Origin of the sequence: Curtobacterium flaccumfaciens pv. betae (assembly GCF_026241855.1) — a bacterium.
GTDB lineage: Bacteria > Actinomycetota > Actinomycetes > Actinomycetales > Microbacteriaceae > Curtobacterium > Curtobacterium flaccumfaciens.
Map to the genome: position 1 here is coordinate 2,358,831 of NZ_JAPJDC010000001.1, position 18,548 is coordinate 2,377,378.

The following is an 18,548-nucleotide window of genomic DNA, read 5'->3' on the forward strand; positions in this document are numbered from 1 at the left end:
GAGGACCGTCGCGTCAGCGCTGGACGCCGAGCACGTCGGCGGTGACGCCCGTCGTGTCCCAGCCACCCCCGGTGGACTGCAGGACGTTGCCGCTCGACATCCGGAGCAGCAGCGCGCCACCGCTGCCGCCGCTGATCGCGGTGGCGCGCCCGTCGGGCTTCGGCAGGGTGCTCGACTTGCCGCCGATGGTGGTGCGGACGATGTTCGGACCGGTGGGGGTCTGCCCGACCGAGGCGACGTCGGTGTCGCTCACCCACGTGGCGTCGACCGCGGTGCCGCTGGCGGCCTGCACCCGGACCGGGGCGCCGAACGAGGTCGGTGACCGGTCGGAACCGCGGATGATCGCCATCACGTACAGGCCGGGGCCGTCCGAGGTCTGGATGAGCGCGAGCGCCCTGGTCGAGTCGCGGGACACCTGGAACGACACGAGGTCGCCGCGCGGCAGGGTGGTGCGCACCTGGTGGGGGTCGCCGCCGAGGCCGTACGCGGTGATGTGACGGGTGTCGGACTGCTGCCCCGCCCAGACGAAGCCGAGGTCGTCGACGGCGGGGGCGATGAGGTCGTCGCGGGCATCGACGCGCAGGCGGTCCTTGCCGCGCACGACGACGACGCCGTCCCGGTTGCCGACGGCGGCCGTGGTGCCGGACGCCGACAGGGCGATCGAGGTCGGGTCGAGGCCGGCGATCGCGGCCCCGACGCCGCTGCCGAGCTCGGAGACCTTGCCGGTGCCCGAGGCGGCGTAGCCGACGACGCCGTCCTCGTCGACCAGGGGTCGGGGGTCGACGTCGGGGTTCTGCTGGGCGTCCGCTCCCCCGGAGTCCGGCACCGACAGCGTCGCGCCCTCGATCGTCATCGAGACCGACGAGATGGTGGCGACCGAGGCGAGGGACTTGCTGAGCTGTTCCCGCATCCGGACCTTGTCGACGGTGCTCGCGCGCAGGGCGTCGCTCGACAGGTCGACCAGGGCGGTGCCGCTGTCGATCGTCACCGCGTTGAGGGACAGCTGGGTGCCCTCCGGGAACGACGAGACGACGGCGCCCTTCAGCCAGTCGGCGGGCCCCGCGAGCAGGGCGCTGGCGATGCGGGTGCTCGTGGAGGAGCGGGCGAGGAACCAGCGCTGGTCGGGCACGAGGAAGCGGTAGGTCGGGTCGTAGAAGTACAGCGCGTGCGGCTGGAACACCGACTCGAAGCTGACCGGCGACAGGATGATGCCGTCCGGGGCGTAGGCGATGCGCCACTCGCCGTCCTCGCGGACGAACTGGAACGTCAGCGTCGACGAGGTCGGGCGGACGGCCTGGGTGTACTCCCCCTCGGAGTCGACCGTGGCACTGGCCGTCATCGTGTAGGTGAGTTCGCTGTCGTCGGCGCGCTCGACGGTGCCGCTGCCGTCGCGGATCGTGACGCCCTGCCGCGGGTTCCACTGCTGGGCGAAGTCGGCGGCCAGGAACTGCCGGGCGATCGCGTAGTTGTCCTGGGCACCGGTCGCGGCGGCGATGAACCCGCGGAGGATCGCCGTCTGGTCGGACCCGGTGATCGGCTTGTCCGGCCGGAAGTCGACGCCCGAGAGCGACTCGTCCTTGATCGTCTGCCCGGTGCGCACGGCGCCGTCGGTCGGGATGGCCGCGCAGGCGGTGACCGCGAGCAGGCTGACCGCGGCGAGCACGACGGCGAGGACGTGGCGGATCCGGTGGCGCATCAGGACTCCTCTCGCACGGCGCGGGGGCCGTCGTACGACTCGTCGAGCTCGGGCAGCGGGATCGCCGAGGTGGCGGTGGTGCCCTGCTCGTTGCGCGGCAGGGTGAGCACGAAGGTCGAGCCCTCGCCCGGTCGGGACCACACGTCGATGCGCCCGCCGTGGAGCTTCGCGTCGCCGAGGCTGATCGCCAGGCCGAGCCCGGTGCCTCCGATGGTGCGCTTCCGGCTCGGGTCGGCCCGCCAGAAGCGGTCGAACACCCGAGCGGCGTCCTCCGGTGGCATGCCGACGCCCTGGTCGCGGACGGCGATGGCGACGGTGCGAGCGTCGCTGTCGACGACGACCTGCACGGGCTTCGCGTCACCGTGCTCGATGGCGTTGCCGACGAGGTTGCGCAGGATCCGGCGGACCCGCTTGGCGTCGAGCCGCATCGTGGTGTGGCCGCCGGGGGTCGCGAGCTGCAGCTCGACGCCGGCGCGTTCGGCGAGCGGACGGAACTCGTCGACGATGTCCGCGGCGAGGGACGCCGGCACGACGGGTGCGGTGTCGAGCTGCACCGCCTGGGCGTCGTACCGCGAGATCTCGAGCAGGTCGGCGAGGAGCATCTCGAAGCGCTCCACCTGGGTGTGCAGGAGCTCGGCGGACCGGCCGACCGATGGTTCGAACGCGTGCCGGGAGTCGTAGAGCATGTCGCCGGCGAGCCGGATCGTGGTGAGCGGGGTGCGGAGCTCGTGCGACACGTCGGACACGAACCGCTGCTGCACGCGGGAGAGCTCGGCGAGCTGGGTGATCTGGCGGCTGACCGCCTCGGCCATCCCGTTGAAGCTCCGCGCCAGGGTCGCCAGGTCGTCCTGCCCGCGCACCGGGATGCGTTCGTCGAGGCGCCCCGCGGCGATCTTCCGGCTCGTCTCGGCGGCACCGCGGATCGGCACGACGACGAGCCGGACGACGAGCGACGTGACCAGGGCGATGAGCACCATGAGCGCCACACCGCCGATCGAGAGCGTCTGGGAGACGAAGTCCAGGGTCTGCTGCGCGTCGGAGAGGTCGTAGACCAGGTAGAGCTCGTACTGGCCGGCGCTCGGGATCTGCAGCGTGGACCCGACGGCGAGGCCCGGCACCCGGCGCCCGTCGTCGTCGAGTTCGACGGGCTGCAGGCTCAGCCGCCCGGTGTTCTGCGCGACCTCCTTGCGCAGGGCATCGGTGATCACCGCGTCCGGGAAGCCCTGGCTGGCGATGGTCTGCAGCGTCTGCGCCGTGGACTGGTCCGGGCTCCGCTCGATCGCGATGCTCGTGCCACCCGGACTCGTCGTGTTCGACAGGATCGCCTGCCGCGCCTCGTTCTGCAGCGTCTCGAGCTCGGACTGGTTGTTGTCCTCACCCGCGGTCGCCGCGTCGAAGATCCCCTGGGCGACGATGGTGGCCCGTGCCGACTCGGACTCGATCTGGTCGCGGCGCTGCGAGTAGACGTTCGTCGAGATGCTCACCATGACCGCGGTGCCGATGATCCCCACCGCGAGTCCCGTCGTCATCACGGTGATGGCGACCGAGCGGAACATGAGCGAGCGCCGCCACAGGTACGCGATCGGACGCCAGGCGCGTCGGAGCCAGCGCCGCATCCGGCGACGGCTGCGGTCGACGACGCCGATCGAGACGGTGGCGCCGCCGGCCCCGCCGGCGCGGCCCGAGCGGCGTGCCGAGCCCGACGGGCGCGTCGAGGGCGGCACGGTGCTCAGGCTCCTCCGGCGCGGTACCCGACGCCGCGGACCGTGGTGACGGTCTTCGGGTTGTCCGGGTCGTGCTCGATCTTCGCGCGAAGCCGCTGCACGTGCACGTTCACCAGGCGGGTGTCCGCCTTGTAGTGGTAGCCCCAGACCTGCTCGAGCAGCATCTCGCGGGTGAACACCTGGTTCGGCTTCTCGGCGAGCGCCCGGAGCAGGTCGAACTCGAGCGGCGTGAGCGCGATCACGGTGTCGCCGCGGCGCACCTCGTGCCCGGCGACGTCGACCGTGACGTCGCCGACGTGCAGCACGGTGGCGTCGGACGCGCTCGGCCGCAGGCGGGTCCGGATGCGGGCGACGAGCTCCTTCGGGTTGAAGGGCTTCACGACGTAGTCATCGGCACCGTTCTCGAGCCCGAGGACGACGTCGGCGGTGTCGCTCTTCGCGGTGAGCATGATGATCGGCGTGCCGCTCTCGGCACGGATGCGCTTGCACACCTCGATGCCGTCGATGCCGGGCAGCATGACGTCGAGCAGGACGAGGTCCGGCTTGGTGGCGTGGAACGCGTCGACGGCGTCGTTGCCGTCGGCGCTGAACTCGGGTTCGTACCCCTCGGAGCGGAGCACGATGCCGATCATCTCGGAGAGGGCCTGGTCGTCGTCGACGACGAGGATGCGCGGTGTCATGTGATCTGGACTCCGGGTGGCGTGCGGGTGCCGTGGTCGGCACGTGTCCCCACACGATAGCCGAGGCCCCGCCGAGCCGGGTTTTCCGCCAGGATGGAGGTGGACCGTGCATCGCTGGCTCGGTCCGACACGACGAGGGGGCTGGAGTCATGTCCGATTGGCACACACCGGGCGTTGGGCAGCAGGGTGCGCCGACGCCGCCGGCGTCCGGACCCGGACCCCTGTCTGGAGGCCCGCCCCGCTTCTCCGTGCCGCCGCAGCCCGCCCCGGGGCCGGGTCAGGGGCGACCGGGCGGCCCGTCCGGCGGCTCGCGTCCGGTGATCCCCCTGCGCCCGCTCGGCCTCGGTGACGTCCTGGCCGGCGCGTTCACGGTCTTCCGCCGGAACGCCCGCGTGCTGCTGCTCTGGAGCGTGCTGCTGAGCGGCGTGCTCGGCCTGCTCTCGACGCTGGCCAGCACCTTCGGGCAGCAAGCGCTGCAGTCGCGGATGTTCTCGGCCCTCGACGGCGGCAGCGGTGCCGACTCGGTGGTCGCGGGCACGCTGACGCTCACGGCACTGCTCTCGGTCGTGCTGCCGTTCCTCGCCTACCTCGGTCGCGGGTTCCTGGTGGCGCCGGTCGCCGCGGACACCGGGCAGCGGGTGCTCGGCCGTCGAGCCACGTTCCGGGGGCTGTGGGCGCTGCTCGCCGGCCGCCGGTGGTCCGTCGTCGCGTGGATGCTCGTGCAGATCGGGGCCGGCGTGGTCCTCGCGATCCTGGCCGGGCTCGTGTTCTTCGGGGTGTTCGCAGCCATGGGTGCCGCCGACTCCGGCACCGGGTGGTTCGTGCTGGCGCTCGTGCTGTTCGTGCTCGGGATCGGTGTCGTCGTCGTGTGGCTCGCCACGCGCTTCGTGCTCACCGTCCCGACCATCGCGCTCGAGGGCCGGCCGGTCTTCACCGCTGCCGCCCAGTCGTGGCGCCTGACCCGCGGGGCCTTCTGGCGGACCTTCGGCATCCTGCTGCTCGTGCAGCTCATGTTCGGGTTCGCCGCGTCCATCGCGTCGATCCCGCTCACCATCGGCGCCGTGCTCATCGGGGGCACCTTCGACCCCCTCGGGCAGACGGGCGGCACGTCGGGTGCCGGTACCGGTGCGGTCATCGCCATCGTCGTCGGGAGCCTGCTCGCGATCGCGGTGCAGTGCATCACCGACGTGCTGAGCGCGTCGATCACCACGTTCCTCGCCATCGACCGGCGGATCCGCACCGAGGCGCTCGACCAGCGGATCGCGTCGCACCTCGACTCGGGGCAGCCGACCGACCCGTTCGCGCCGTCCGAGCCCGTCGCACGCCCGCCGTGGCCGCCGCAGCAGCAGTGGGGTGGCCAGCAGTGGCAGGCGCAGCAGTGGCCGGGGCAGCAGCAGTCCTGGCAGCCCGCGCAGCAGCAGCCGTGGCAGCCCGGTCAGCAGCAACAGCCGTGGCAGCCGGGCCCGCAGCAACAGCAGCAGCCGTGGCAGCCGGGTCCGGGCCAGGCGCCACCGAACGGCTCCGCGTGACGGCGGTCGACCCGGACGAGGCGCGGCGCCTGCTCGAGCGTGAACTCGAGCGGTCCGCCTACGACGGTGCCCGGCCGACGTGGTGGGACCGTGCCTCGCGCTCCTTCCTCGACTGGCTCGGGTCGCTCCGCGCCGACGGCATCGACTCCCCCGCTGCGGCCCGCACGGCGCTGGTGATCGCGATCGTGGTCCTCGTCGCGGTCGTCGTGCTCGTCGTCGTCGCCCGCGGACTCCCCCGCCGGCGCGCCCGGGCCGGTGACGGTGACACCGGCGGGGTGTTCGACGCCGACGACCTGCGCTCCGCCCGGGAACTCCTCGAAGCGGCACAGGCCGCGGTCCGTCGCGCCGACTGGTCAGCAGCGGTGCTCGACGGGTTCCGCGCGATCGCCAGGGGCCTCGGCGAGCGCGACCTGGTGCCCGACGTGCCCGGAGCCACCGCGCGGACGATCGCCGCACGGGGCGCCGTTCCGTTCCCCGCGTCGGCCGGTGCACTCGACGCGGCAGCGACCGCGTTCGACGCGGTCCGGTACCTCGGTGGTGAGGCCGACGAGGCCGCGGCCCTCCGCGTGCTCGACACCGAGCGCTCCGTCCGGCAGGCCCGCCCCGCCCGCGCCGAGGGACCGGCGGTACCGGCATGACGACCGACACCGCCACGCGGACGAGCACCGGGCCGACTCCTGCTCCGGCTCCGGCTCCGACCGAGGGACGCCGGTTCCGCGTCGGGTTCTGGGTCGCCATCGTCCTGGTCGGCGTCCTGCTCGCCGCCCTGACTGCCCTCGTGCAGGGCACCGACCCGGACGCACCGCGCGCGCTCGACCCGACCTCGACGACGGCGAGTGGTTCGGCCGCCCTGGTCCGGGTGCTCGAGCAGCGGGGCACCGCGGTCTCCGTCACCGACACCGTCGACGGCGTCAGTGGGATCGACGGCGGCACGGTGTTCATCGACGACGCCGACGGTGCGCTCGACCCCGACGTCGCGGAACGGATCGCCCGCACGGCGCGGCACGTCGTGGTCGTCGGCACGAGCGGCGCCGGGCTCGAGGCACTGCTCGGGCTCCCGGTCGACCCGGCCGTCCAGGTCGACGGAGACGCCACCGTCTCGACGGCCTCGTGCGGGATCCCGGCGGCGGCCTCGGCTGCCCGGGTCACCACCGCCGGCTCCGGGTACGCCGTGGACGACGACGACGACGCAGAACGGTGCGCGCCGACCGGCGACGGCGGCTCGCGCGTCTGGGGACTCGTGCGCACCGCGACGCCGGGCGGCGACGTCACCCTGCTCGGCACGACCTCGGCGTTCCGGAACGACACGATCGCCACCGCCGGGAACGCCGCGCTCGCCCTCGGGCTGCTCGGCGCCGAGGAGCGACTCGTCTGGTACACCCCGGCGGTCGGCACCCCCGACGCCGCCCCGACCCTCGGCGAGCTCGCCCCGCCGTGGGTCCCGAGTGCCCTCGCACTGCTCGCCCTCGTCGCCGTCGCAGCCGGTGTCTGGCGGGGCCGACGGCTCGGCCCGCTCGTCGTCGAGCGGTTGCCCGTCGTCGTCCGTGCTGCCGAGACCACCGAGGGGCGTGCCCGGATGTACGCCCGCACCCGTGACCGCACCCACGCCCTCGACACCCTGCGCGTCGCCGCCGTCCGCCGCATCGGCCGGATGCTCGGACTCCCCCGTTCGGCCCACGTCGACGAGGTCGTCCGGGCCGCGGCCCAGGCCACCGGCATCCCGCACACCCGTGTCGGTGCCGTGCTCGTCGGCGGGACCACCGCCGACGACCGTGCGCTCGTCGACGGCACCGCGGCGCTCGACGACCTCGAACGCGCCGTGCGCCGGGCGACCTCCGGCGACCGACCGACCTCTGACCCCGACCGACCAGGAGCACGACCGTGACCGACCTGCCCCCTGCCACCACCGAGCACACCGCGCCGGAGCACGACCCCACGACCGCGGCCGTCTCCGACCTGCGCGACGCGTTCGGCCGGGTCCGCACCGAGGTCGCGAAGGCCGTCGTCGGCCAGGAGGGCGCGGTCTCCGGCATGATCGTCGGACTCCTCGCGCAGGGGCACGTGCTGCTCGAGGGCGTCCCCGGTGTCGCGAAGACCCTGCTCGTCCGCAGCCTCGCCGCCGCGATGACGCTCGACACGAAGCGCATCCAGTTCACGCCGGACCTGATGCCCGGCGACGTCACCGGGTCGCTCGTCTACGACGCCTCGACCGGCACGTTCCCGTTCCGCGAGGGCCCCGTCTTCACGAACGTCCTGCTCGCCGACGAGGTCAACCGCACGCCGCCGAAGACCCAGTCGGCGCTGCTCGAGGCGATGGAGGAACGCCAGGTGAGCGTCGACGGTGACGCCCGTGCGTTGCCGGACCCCTTCTTCGTCGCCGCGACGATGAACCCGATCGAGTTCGAGGGCACGTACACGCTGCCCGAGGCGCAGCTCGACCGGTTCCTGATGAAGCTGACCCTCGACATCCCGCCGCGCGACGTCGAGTGGCAGGTGCTCCGGCGTCACGCCGACGGCTTCGTGCCGCGCGACGTCCGGTCGGCCGGCATCACCCCGGTGGTCGGCGTCGACGAAGTGGTCCGTGCGCAGCGTGCCGTGCGCGCCGTCGGTGCCCGCGACGACGTGCTCGCGTACATCGTCGACCTCGCCCGGGCCACCCGGCAGGCACCGTCCGTCCGTGTCGGTGTCAGCCCCCGCGGTGCGACGGCACTGCTCGCGGCCGCCAAGGCCTGGGCCTGGCTCACCGGCTACGACGCGATCACCCCGGACCACGTGCAGGCCATGACCCTGCCGGTCTGGCGGCACCGCCTGCGGGTCGCCGCCGACGCCGAGCTCGAGGGCGTCGGCGCCGACGGCGTGCTCCAGCAGGTGCTCGAGCAGGTGCGGGTGCCGATCTAGTGGCGGTCTCCGGCCGGTTCGTCGCGCTCCTCGCCGTCGCCCTCGTGCCCACCGTGCTGCTCGGCAGCGGGTGGGCCGGTCTGGCGTGGGTCGGGGTGGTGCTCCTCGCCGCGGCCCTCGACGTCGTGCTCGCCGCCGACCTGCGACGGGTCCGGGTGGAGCGGCGGATGCCCCGGCTCGCCCGACGCGACAGCACCGCGGACGGCACCCTCGTGCTCGCCAACGACGGCTCCCGAACGGTCCGCGGTGTGGTCCGCGACATGTGGGAGCCGTCGGCCGGCCACCGTCCCCGTCGGATCCGGATGACGGTCCCCGCCGGGGAACGACGGACGGCCCGGATGCGCTTCACACCGTTCCGTCGTGGTCGACGCCGCACCACCGGGGTCGCGGTGCGGTCCTTCGGTCCCCTGGGCCTCGCCGCACGGCAGCGGGTCGTCGCGGCACCGGGCGAACTCGTCGTGACGCCGCCGTTCCGCTCCCGACGGCACCTGCCGTCACGGTTGGCACGGCTCCGCGAGCTCGACGGCGAGACCACGCTGCAGCTCCGCGGGCACGGCACCGAGTTCGACTCGCTGCGCGACTACGTGCGCGGCGACGACGTGCGGTCGATCGACTGGCGCGCCACCGCGCGGCGGCAGGACCTCGTCGTCCGCACCTGGCGGCCGGAACGCGACCGGCGCGTCGTCGTCGTGGTCGACGCCGGCCGGGCGGGTGCCGGCCGGGTCGCCGACGAACCCCGGCTCGACACGTTCATCGAGTCGGCACTGCTCCTCGGCGCCCTCGCGGCAGCCGCCGGTGACCGCGTCGACCTGGTGGTGCTCGACGACACGGCGCACGACCGGGTGCACGGCGCCACCCGCACCGACGTCGTGCAGCGCTTCGGCGAGGCGCTCGCGATGGCCGAACCCGGGCTCGCTGCGACCGACTGGGCATCCGTGCCCGCGCTCGTCGACTCGATCACGACCTCGCGCGCCCTGGTCGTGCTCGCCTCGAGCCTCGACTCCGTCGGTGCCTCGGGCGACCTGCTCGCCGTGCTCCCCCGGCTGTCCCGACGGCACGCGGTCGTCGTGACGAGCATCGAGGACCCGGCCGTCCAGCAGATGGCACGCGGCGGGGTGGACCCGAACACAGCGATCCGAACCGCGCGGGGCGGACGGGTGCCGGGCCTCCCGACCGGCGCGGAGCGCGACGTCTACCGACGCGCCGCCGCCGAACGCAGCCTGCTCGACGCGGACGGTGCGGCGGACGTCGCACGGCGCTCCGGCGCCGAGGTCGTGCGCGGCGCACCGGCGGACGTCCCGCCGCTCGTCGCGGACGCGTACATCCGCGCGAAGGCCACCGGCCGGCTCTGAACCGGGACGGGCGCTAGCCGGCCACCAGGGCGGTGGAGCCGCGCTCGAACTCCTCGAGGTCGCCGCGCTCCCCCGCTCGGTACGCGCGGCCGCCGAGCACCCACTGGTAGGCGAGCACCGCGACCAGGGCGAGGGTACCGATGCCGATCTTGATCGGCCACGGCCAGTCCTGCCGCGTCACCACGCCCTCGACGATGCCGGACAGCAGCAGGGTCAGGGTCAGGCCGATCGCGATGGTGATGAGCGCACGGCCGTCCTCGGCGAGGGCCTGGGCGCGGGTGCGTCCGGACCCCGGCGCCACCCACGACCAGAAGATCATCAGCCCCGCGCCGCCGGCGAGGAACACCGAGTAGAGCTCGAGCTGCCCGTGCGGGGAGATGTAGAGGAAGAAGTCGGCCAGGCGCCCCTGGGAGTGCATGATCGCCGCGGAGACCCCGAGGCTGACGGCGTTCTGCATGATCGAGAACGGCACGAAGACACCGGTGATGCCGAACGCCACCATCGTCGCGGCGATGTAGGCGTTGTTCGTCCAGACCTGCGCGGTGAAGGCCCCGAGGCCACGGTCGGAGTAGTAGTCGACGAAGTCCTGCGTGGCGTACCGGCGCAGGGCCTCGTCGCTGCCGAACGTCGCCGTCGCACCGGGGGTGGTGGTGATCCAGACGGCGACGATCGCCGCGATCGCCACCGTCGCGAGCGCGACCCAGATGGTCACCCAGCGGATCCGGTAGAGCGCCGCAGGCAGCTGCCGCGTGAAGAACAGGGCGACGGCGGTCAGCGGGTCGACGGGGGTCCCCGTGAACCGCAGGCGGGCGCGGAACAGCGTCAGCGAGAGCCGGTCGCCGGCCACGGTGCGCGGTGCGGCGCCCCGGATGCGGGCGAGGTCGGTCGCGGCCTCCTGGTAGCCGGCGACGAGCCGGTCGACGTCCGCACCGGACCGGTGCCGGGCACGTGCCAGACGGTCGAGCTCCTGCCACCGGTCACGGTGCACCTCGGTGTAGGCATCCAGGTCCACGTGTTCCCCCTCAGGTCGCGCGATCTCCGACAGAATGATCCCATGCCGAAGCCCCGCACGCCGCGTGACCTCGCCGACGCCCGGTTCTCGCGCGACCTCGACGAGACCGCCGACGAGCTGGTGGTGGGCGAGGGCGTCGCGCTCGACGTCCAACCCGCCGGACTCGTGCTGCGGCTCGCGGCCGCGCTGCTGGACGGCCTGTGCGTCCTCGTCCTGTTCGTGCTCGCGCTGTTCGGTGTCTCGCGGCTCTGGCCCAGCGGCATCGACCCGGCCTGGGGCGCAGCGCTCGGCATCGTGCTGCTCGTCGTCGTGCTGGTGCTGGTCCCCGCGGCGGTCGAGACGGTGACGAAGGGACGGAGCGTCGGACGGTTCGCCACCGGCACCCGGGTGGTCCGGCTCGACGGCGGCGCGATCGGGTTCCGGCACGCCTTCACCCGGGCGCTCGTCGGCCTGTTCGAGCTCTGGATGACGTTCGGCTCGGTCGCCCTGCTCGTCGCGCTGTTCGGCAGTCGGCCCCGGCGCCTCGGCGACCTGCTCGCGGGCACGATCGTGCAGCACGAGCGCCTGCCGAAGCAGCGGGACCCCGAGGTGCTGCTGCCCCCGGAGCTGACGGCGTGGGCCGTCGTCGCGGACGTCTCGGCGCTGCCGCAGCGGCTGGAGAACCGCCTGGGGGCGTTCTTCCGCGGGGCTGCTCTGATGCGCCCCGAACTGCGCGAGGCCGCGGCGCAGACCCTGGCGGCCGAGGTGTCCGCGTTCGCGCACCCCGTGCCGCCCGTCCCGCCCGAGGTCTTCCTGGCCGGGGTCGTCGTGCTGCGGCGCCGACGGGACGTCCGGGCGCTGGGTGCCCGCGCCGAACTGCTCACCGCCGCGGGTGCGACGGCGGCGGCGCCCCCGCCCGGCTTCCCGCGCTGACGCGCCGCGCCGCGCGCCGCGCGCTGCTCGCAAAACACCGGTGTTCGCGCGCTGAACACCCGCGCGCAGGGGTTCAACGTGCGAACACCGGTGTCTTGCGGAAGCGCAAGAACGCAGCGCTCAGTAGCGGTAGTGGTCCGGCTTGAAGGGACCCTCGACGGGGACACCGATGTACGCCGCCTGCTCCGGACGCAGCGACGTCAGCTGCACCCCGAGGGCGTCGAGGTGCAGGCGCGCGACCTTCTCGTCCAGGTGCTTCGGCAGCACGTACACGCCGGTCGGGTACTCCTCGCGCCGGGTGTGCAGTTCGATCTGCGCGAGCACCTGGTTCGTGAACGAGTTGCTCATCACGAACGACGGGTGCCCGGTCGCGTTGCCGAGGTTCATGAGCCGGCCCTCGGACAGCACCAGGATCGACCGCCCGGTCGGCAGCCGCCACTCGTGCACCTGCGGCTTGATCTCGACCTTCGAGACGCCGGGGAGCGCCTCGAGCCCGGCCATGTCGATCTCGTTGTCGAAGTGCCCCACGTTCGCCACGATCGCCAGGTGCTTCAGCCCGAGCATCTCGTCGACCCCGACGACGCCCAGGTTGCCGGTGCACGTGATGACCATGTCGACGGTGTCGACGACGTCCGCCAGGCGCGCGACCTGGTAGCCGTCCATCGCCGCCTGCAGCGCGCAGATCGGGTCGACCTCGCTGACGATGACACGGGCACCCTGCCCGCGGAGCGCCTCGGCCGCCCCCTTGCCGACGTCGCCGTAGCCGACGACGAAGGCGACCTTGCCGCCGATGAGCACGTCGGTGGCGCGGTTCAGGCCGTCGGGCAGCGAGTGCCGGATGCCGTACTTGTTGTCGAACTTCGACTTCGTGACGGAGTCGTTGACGTTGATCGCCGGGAACTTCAGCTCGCCGTTCCGGAACAGCTCGTACAGACGGTGCACGCCCGTGGTGGTCTCCTCGGTGACGCCCTGGATGTCGGCCGCGATGCGGGTCCAGCGGTCCGACGACGTCTCGAGTGACCGCGCGACGGTGCCGAGCACGATCTTCCACTCGGTGCTCGCGTCCGGCTCGGCGACCGGAGCGGCGCCGGCCGCCTCGGCGTCGGCACCGGTGTGCACGAGCATCGTGGCGTCGCCGCCGTCGTCCAGGATCAGGTTCGGCCCGGTCCAGTCGGCGCCGGCCGCGGTGGCCTCGTCGCTCCAGTCGAAGATGCGGCTGGTGCACCACCAGTACTCCTCGAGCGTCTCGCCCTTCCACGCGAACACCGGGACACCGGCGGGGGCGTCCGGGGTACCGGTGGGTCCGACGGCGACGGCGGCGGCGGCCTCGTCCTGGGTGGAGAAGATGTTGCAGCTGGCCCAGCGCACCTGCGCGCCGAGGGCGACGAGCGTCTCGATGAGCACCGCGGTCTGCACCGTCATGTGCAGGGACCCGGCGATGCGCGCGCCGGCGAGCGGCTGCGACGCCGCGAACTCGTCACGCAGGGACATCAGGCCCGGCATCTCGTTCTCGGCGAGGCGGATCTGGTGCCGGCCCGCCTCGGCGAGGGACAGGTCGGCGACGCGGAACGCAGCAGCGGTGCGGGTTTCGGTGGGCATACCCACAGTCTTCCATGCCGGGAGGCGCGGATCACCAGCCGATCCCGGTCACGTCCCACGGGCCTCCCGTCCGACCACCGCGGCACGTCGCGGACGCGAGCCGTCAGTCGGCGTCGCGCGGCAGCGGCTCGCGCCGCACCACCTGCCAGCCCCGCGGGACGCGCAGGGTGGCCGCGTGGCGGGCGCAGAGGTCGTAGCCGTGCGGTTCGACCCGGGTCGACAGCGGACCGACGACCACCATGGAGTCGCCGTAGTCGTACGTCAGGGTCGACGAAGCGCTGTTGGCACACGCCACCTTGCTGCAGATCCGCACGTCCATCTCGTCAGGGAGCCTAGCGGAGCGTCCGGCGCGCACCGGTCCCCGCGTACGATGTGGGGATGCGTCGGAAGCCTCGCCTCGTCACCCCGGTCGACCGCGGTCGGGGGCGCTCCCGGCACGGCCGTGGCGGGCGGTCGAGCGTCACCGGACCGGAACTCGCCCCGATCATCACCCGCGCCGAGGCGTTCGACCGGATCGTCGGTGACAGCGCGCACTACCTGCTCGGTCTCTGGCCCGAGGAGCTGTCCGGCGTGGTGTTCCAGGTGGCGGACATGCCGAGCGACACGACGCTGCCGGACGAGATGCCGCGCTGGCGCATCGACCGCGACACCCGCCGCGTGACCATCTTCCGGATCCCCGTCGAACGGGTGAACCGGAGCCCCGAGAAGGACGACTCGGACCGCCGGATCATCATCGAGACCGCGGTGTTCCGCGCCGTCGGCGAGCTGATCGGCAAGGACCCCTGGGACCTGGCACCGGACCGCTACCGCCACTGGTGAGCCACGGCGGTCCGCCGACGACGTCCGTCGACGCGCGTCCGCCGGACGTCAGGGGTAGACGCGGACCGGGGTCGACACCGCGGTGGCCGGACGGATCGGGAACCCGGCGATCCCGTCGTCCCCGAGGTAGCTGACGCCGGCGACGACGCCGTCGGCACCGGTGATCGTGAGCTGCTTCGCGGTCTGGACAGACAGGGTCTCGGTCGCTCCCGACGGCACCTCGACCCGACGCTGCTCGTCGCCCGAGCGGATCGTCACGGTGCGGTCCGATCGGGTCGGGTTGACGAGGTTCAGCCGTGCGCCGTCGCCCGGGGCGATCGAGGTGATCGCCCGCTCGCCGAGCGGCTCCGCCGACGCGAACCAGCCGAGGTCGGTGCCGTCGCCGTCGGTCGGGGTCGTCGTGCGGGCCCCGGCGACGATCGGGACGGTCGAGGTGATGGTGAACGAGTACCGGCCGTCCGGGAAGTCGTCGAGCGGGACGTCGGTGACGACGCCGGGTTCGGCGGTGGCGTTGACGGTCGTGCCGCCACCGTCCGCCGTCGTGATGCCGAGGGTGACGCGTGCGGACCGCTCGCCGGGGACGAACAGCCGGACGACCGGTGCGGCGTCCGCGGTGTCGCTGCCGCGCTGGGCCGCCTTGGCGTTCGCGAGGGCGACCGCGGGGATCACCTGCGAGCGCGTGGGCGCGGCGCCGCCGGAGACGATGTCGTAGCCGCCCGGCGTGAGCGTCCGGACGACGGTCTCCTGCATGTGTGCCACGATCTGGCCGCCGGATGAGGTGACGTGCACGACGGTCGAGGCCGCGTCGGAGACGAAGCCCGAGAGCGGGACGACCTTCTGCGTGTTCGGCGCCACGACGATCCCGGTGGTGCCCGGCGCGCTGACGGTGCCGTTGCTGTCGAAGATCGCCAGGTCGACGGTGGCGTTCACGTCGGTCGGGTTCGACAGCGTGACGAGGCTGGTGCGCCCGGTCTCCGTCGAACCGCCGACGAGCCAGGTGGACTGGCTCGGGTCGTCGCACGAGGCGGCACCGGCACCGACGAGGTCGCCGTTCGAGACGCTCTGGAAGCTGCTGCCCGCGACCTGCGGCGTGGTCTCCCCCGCCGGGGCCGTCAGCAGCCGGGGGTCGCTGCCGCCGGTGGTCGAGGCGTCGAGCTCGGACCGGTCGACCGTCGAGCCCGTGGTCGCGGTGGCGACGGTGGCGGTGCCGACCGTGCTCGCCTGGGTCGCGTCGTTGCCGGCGTCGTCGGACAGGCGCAGGGCGCTGCCCGCGCAGACGCGCTCGGCAGCGGCCGGGATCGGTGTGACCGTGCGCCCGGCCGGACGACCGGGCTCGGAGTCGGTGCCGTAGGCGTGCGCCGCGGTGACGGCGCCGGCGGCGACGACGACGGCGACCGCCGTGGCGGTGCCGCGGACGACCCACCGGCGGACGGAGGCGGGGGTGCGGCTCATTCGTCTCGCTCCTCGTCGAAGGTGGTGGCGGGTTCCTCGGCCTCGATGACGTTCGAGGTGGCACGGCGGCGGCGCGGTGCCGTCGGGACCGCGAGCAGGGCTGCGGCGCCGAAGACCACGCCGAGCACGACGAGGTACAGCACGTGGGTGGCCTGGGTCGCGGCGGAGCCGGAGCGGGTGCGGTCGACCTCGCCGTCGTAGTGGAACAGCTGCCCGTTGGTGGTCTCGCCGATGCTCGTGAAGAGCGCGTTCTGCCCGATGGCACCCGCGGCCCGGTCGTGCACCGTCTGCGCCTCGGGGTCGTCGTCGGCGTCGTCGATGAGCACGAAGCTCACGCCGAGCTCGCGGAGCGCCGGCCGCGGGTCGTACCCGCTGCGGCTCGCCAGGTTGCCGGCGAGCGTGGTGAGGCGTGCGCCGGACTCGCTCAGCCGGAGTGCGGTGGCGTCGAGCGTCGACTGGTCGTCGAGGGTGGAACCCTGCCCGCGCTCGAGCGTGACGGCGAGCGATCCGTCGTCCTGCGGGACGACCACGAGCGTGCCGACGTCCGGGTTCGCCTGGGCCTCGGCGTTCACGTAGGCGCTGAGCACCCGGCCCGTGGTCGGCTCGATCGTGGCCGTGCCGAGGTAGAACGCTGCGAAGGCCGGCGCCACGGCGACCCCGGCGAGCACGGTCGCGACGAGGCCGGTGACCGGGGCGGCCTTGGGCAGCACGTCGATGCCGATGCAGGCCGCGACCACGAGGGCGAGCCAGTACACGGACAGACCGCTGCCGGGCCAGACGATGGTGGTGGTCGAGCCGACACCGGTGACGGTGACGTGGGTGGCGGCGAAGGCCGTCGCGAAGCCGAGGAGCGCGATGACGAGCGCCGAGCCGGCGACCGCCCAGCGGTGTCCGAGCATCGCCCCGATCGCGGCGACGGCCACGGGGAGCGCGAGGACGGCCATCACGATCGGCAGCGCCGCGGCGACCAGTCCGAGCCCGGAGGTGGCCGGGAGCCAGCCGCTCCAGTCCGGCAGGGGCTGCCCGATGGCCAGCTGGAGCGCGGACGGCGCCCGGGTCGCGGACGGCACACCGGGGTCGGCGAACACGGCGAGCAGGTTGCCCCGTGCCGCCTGCGCCAGGATCAGCGGCAGGAACAGCACCGCGGTCGGCACCGGGATGAACACACGACGGTGTGCCCGGCGCCAGCCGACCAGGAGCGCCACGAGCCAACCGATCAGCAGGACCGGCAACAGCGACGGCGCCGAGGCGGCGACGACGGCGAACAGGAGCGACGCGCCGGAGGCCCACGCCCACGAGCGGTGCGCCTCGAGCACGGCGACGAACAGCCACGGCAGGACCAGGTGCGCGATCACGGCGCCGAGGTGCCCGGTGGTCACCGCGCCGACGAGCGACGGGGCGATCGCGTAGAGCGACGCACCGATGACCGGGACCCACGTGCGGGTCGTGACCTTGCGCACCGCGAACCAGGCGCCCAGGGCGGACAGCGGGAACGCGACGAGCATGACGAGCACGACCGCGGTGGACGGCGACCAGAAGACGATCGAGCCGAGCACGGCGAGCACCGCGGCGAAGGGGTCGGACGGGCCGGTGAAGCCCGTGCCGAGCGAGTGGAAGCCGTACCCGACGTTCTGCCAGAGCTGCCCCGGGGTCGCGGAGAGCGGCAGGAGTCCCCCGCCGGTCAGGGCCGGCGACCCGAGCAGCGGGTAGAGCGTCACGACGCTGAGGACCGCGGCGGCCAGGACCACCCAGATGCCGCCGTCGCTCAGGAACGACGCCCGCGCGATCGGGGCGTCCTCGACCCGGGCGAGTTCGACGTCGCGCGAGGTGGTGCGGTGTTCGTGCACCCGCCGCCAGCTCACGCGGAGCGGCTCGACGGCTGCCCACCCGAGCTTCTTGGTGCGGGCCAGGTTCTTGCGCGCGCGCCCGGTGCCACCGCCGAACGCGACGGCGAACGCGGCGGAGAGTTCGGGGACCACGGCGGCGGGGTGCTTCGCGACGAGGTGTCCGAGCGCGCGGCCGATCGCGAACGGCACGAGCGTGAGCCAGTGCAGCCAGACCAGCGCGGCCGGCGCGTAGGTCATCCGGCGGTGCAGCTGGGCCTGCCGGTGCATCCGGACGCGCCGCGCCTCGGACACACGCTTGCGACCGAACTCCTCGATCGGTCCGGCGCTGGTGACCTTGGCCTCCGGCACGAGGGCGACGCGGTGTCCGGCGAGACGGACCCGGACCGAGAAGTCGAGGGCCGCGTCGACGTCCGGCAGCGCCGGGTCGAAGCCGCCGAGTTCGTTCCAGACCGAGCGGCGCACCAGCATGCCGCCAGCGGCGACGGCGAGCACGTCGGTGTTGCGGTCGTGCTGGCCCTGGTCGAGCTCGTCCTGCACCAGCACGATCGACCGGCCGAAACGGGTCATGCTCTCGCCGAAGGCACGGATGAGCGAGGGGTCGTCGTCGGCGACGAGCTTCGGACCGGCGACGACGACGGACGGTGCGATCTCGACGGCGGACAGCAGCTCGGCGAGCGCGGTCGGTGCCGGCGCGTTGTCGTGGCCGAGGATCCACAGCCACTCGTCGACCGGCTCGTCGGTCGCTGCGGGCGGCGCGCTGCGCTCGCCCTGTCGGACGGCGTCGCCGAACGCCCTGCCCGCGGGGAGACGGACGAGCTGCGCGGACCCACCGAAGGACAGTTCGGCGGTCGATCCGTCGGTCGTGCCGACGTCGACGACCACCAGGTTCTCGGGGTGGCGGGTCTGGGCGGCGAGCGCGTCCAGGGTCCGGTCGAGGTGGGCCGCCCCGTTGGCGGCGACGAGGATCGCGGTGACTCTGGGCTGCATGACGGGCGTCACTCTACGGTCTGGAGGCGCGGTGTCGGCTG

The 18,548-nt window shown here is 73.5% G+C and carries 15 protein-coding genes; 7 read left to right on the plus strand and 8 right to left on the minus strand.

Annotated features, from left to right (window positions below; translation table 11 throughout):
- Nucleotides 1-13: 13 nt before the first annotated feature.
- From ORG17_RS11070 to mtrA, 3 genes are read right to left on the minus strand one after another with little or no spacing between them, the layout of a single operon-like run.
- Nucleotides 14-1,696 carry a GerMN domain-containing protein gene (locus ORG17_RS11070; RefSeq protein WP_214525884.1) on the minus strand — a complete coding sequence of 561 codons (1,683 nt, stop codon included), beginning with the start codon at nucleotides 1,694-1,696 and terminating at the stop codon, nucleotides 14-16.
- The gene (gene mtrB / locus ORG17_RS11075; RefSeq protein WP_214525886.1) at nucleotides 1,696-3,420 is read right to left on the minus strand and encodes an MtrAB system histidine kinase MtrB; all 1,725 of its coding nucleotides are present in this window, start codon (nucleotides 3,418-3,420) and stop codon (nucleotides 1,696-1,698) included. Before mtrB ends, ORG17_RS11070 begins: the two co-directional genes overlap by 1 nt.
- A gap of 5 nt (nucleotides 3,421-3,425) precedes the next feature.
- Nucleotides 3,426-4,100: an MtrAB system response regulator MtrA gene (mtrA, locus tag ORG17_RS11080; protein WP_017888813.1), complete on the minus strand. Its 675-nt coding sequence runs from the start codon at nucleotides 4,098-4,100 to the stop codon at nucleotides 3,426-3,428.
- Between the two features lie 317 nt (nucleotides 4,101-4,417).
- On the opposite strand from mtrA, the gene ORG17_RS11085 reads away from it, so the two are divergent.
- The 5 genes from ORG17_RS11085 to ORG17_RS11105 are packed head-to-tail and all read left to right on the plus strand — an operon-like array spanning nucleotide 4,418 to nucleotide 9,879.
- Nucleotides 4,418-5,629 carry a glycerophosphoryl diester phosphodiesterase membrane domain-containing protein gene (locus ORG17_RS11085; RefSeq protein WP_214525888.1) on the plus strand — a complete coding sequence of 404 codons (1,212 nt, stop codon included), beginning with the start codon at nucleotides 4,418-4,420 and terminating at the stop codon, nucleotides 5,627-5,629.
- A complete protein-coding gene (locus ORG17_RS11090; protein WP_214525890.1) occupies nucleotides 5,584-6,267 on the plus strand; it encodes a DUF4129 domain-containing protein in 684 nt (227 codons plus the stop codon). The genes ORG17_RS11085 and ORG17_RS11090 overlap by 46 nt, the downstream gene beginning before the upstream one ends.
- Nucleotides 6,264-7,514 (plus strand): DUF4350 domain-containing protein, encoded by a 1,251-nt coding sequence (locus ORG17_RS11095; protein ID WP_214525891.1) that lies wholly within the window; start codon nucleotides 6,264-6,266, stop codon nucleotides 7,512-7,514. The genes ORG17_RS11090 and ORG17_RS11095 overlap by 4 nt, the downstream gene beginning before the upstream one ends.
- A 5-nt stretch (nucleotides 7,515-7,519) precedes the next feature.
- Nucleotides 7,520-8,527: an AAA family ATPase gene (locus ORG17_RS11100; protein WP_371836761.1), complete on the plus strand. Its 1,008-nt coding sequence runs from the start codon at nucleotides 7,520-7,522 to the stop codon at nucleotides 8,525-8,527.
- On the plus strand, nucleotides 8,527-9,879 hold the full coding sequence (locus ORG17_RS11105; RefSeq protein ID WP_214525892.1) for a DUF58 domain-containing protein: 1,353 nt from the start codon (nucleotides 8,527-8,529) through the stop codon (nucleotides 9,877-9,879). The genes ORG17_RS11100 and ORG17_RS11105 overlap by 1 nt, the downstream gene beginning before the upstream one ends.
- A gap of 13 nt (nucleotides 9,880-9,892) precedes the next feature.
- On the opposite strand, the gene ORG17_RS11110 is transcribed toward ORG17_RS11105, so the two are convergent.
- Nucleotides 9,893-10,891, minus strand: a complete 999-nt coding sequence (locus tag ORG17_RS11110; RefSeq protein WP_111056074.1) for a stage II sporulation protein M — start codon at nucleotides 10,889-10,891, stop codon at nucleotides 9,893-9,895.
- Between the two features lie 42 nt (nucleotides 10,892-10,933).
- Here ORG17_RS11110 and ORG17_RS11115 point away from each other — a divergent pair, with 42 nt between their 5' ends.
- Entirely contained in the window at nucleotides 10,934-11,803 is an 870-nt protein-coding gene (locus ORG17_RS11115) for an RDD family protein (RefSeq protein ID WP_051596923.1), read from the plus strand.
- A 120-nt stretch (nucleotides 11,804-11,923) separates the two neighbouring features.
- Here ORG17_RS11115 and ahcY read toward each other — a convergent pair whose 3' ends face one another.
- Both ahcY and ORG17_RS11125 read right to left on the minus strand, forming a co-directional pair.
- Nucleotides 11,924-13,402, minus strand: a complete 1,479-nt coding sequence (gene ahcY, locus ORG17_RS11120; protein WP_214525894.1) for an adenosylhomocysteinase — start codon at nucleotides 13,400-13,402, stop codon at nucleotides 11,924-11,926.
- A gap of 103 nt (nucleotides 13,403-13,505) precedes the next feature.
- Nucleotides 13,506-13,721 carry a DUF3499 family protein gene (locus ORG17_RS11125; protein WP_027466499.1) on the minus strand — a complete coding sequence of 72 codons (216 nt, stop codon included), beginning with the start codon at nucleotides 13,719-13,721 and terminating at the stop codon, nucleotides 13,506-13,508.
- Nucleotides 13,722-13,780: 59 nt separating this feature from the next.
- Here ORG17_RS11125 and ORG17_RS11130 point away from each other — a divergent pair, with 59 nt between their 5' ends.
- Nucleotides 13,781-14,221, plus strand: coding sequence for a metallopeptidase family protein (locus ORG17_RS11130; RefSeq protein ID WP_214525896.1), 441 nt, complete (start codon nucleotides 13,781-13,783; stop codon nucleotides 14,219-14,221).
- Nucleotides 14,222-14,269: 48 nt separating this feature from the next.
- Here ORG17_RS11130 and ORG17_RS11135 read toward each other — a convergent pair whose 3' ends face one another.
- A complete protein-coding gene (locus ORG17_RS11135) occupies nucleotides 14,270-15,673 on the minus strand; it encodes a DUF5719 family protein (RefSeq protein ID WP_027466497.1) in 1,404 nt (467 codons plus the stop codon).
- The gene (locus ORG17_RS11140) at nucleotides 15,670-18,507 is read right to left on the minus strand and encodes a glycosyltransferase (protein WP_051596922.1); all 2,838 of its coding nucleotides are present in this window, start codon (nucleotides 18,505-18,507) and stop codon (nucleotides 15,670-15,672) included. Before ORG17_RS11140 ends, ORG17_RS11135 begins: the two co-directional genes overlap by 4 nt.
- Nucleotides 18,508-18,548 lie beyond the last annotated feature (41 nt).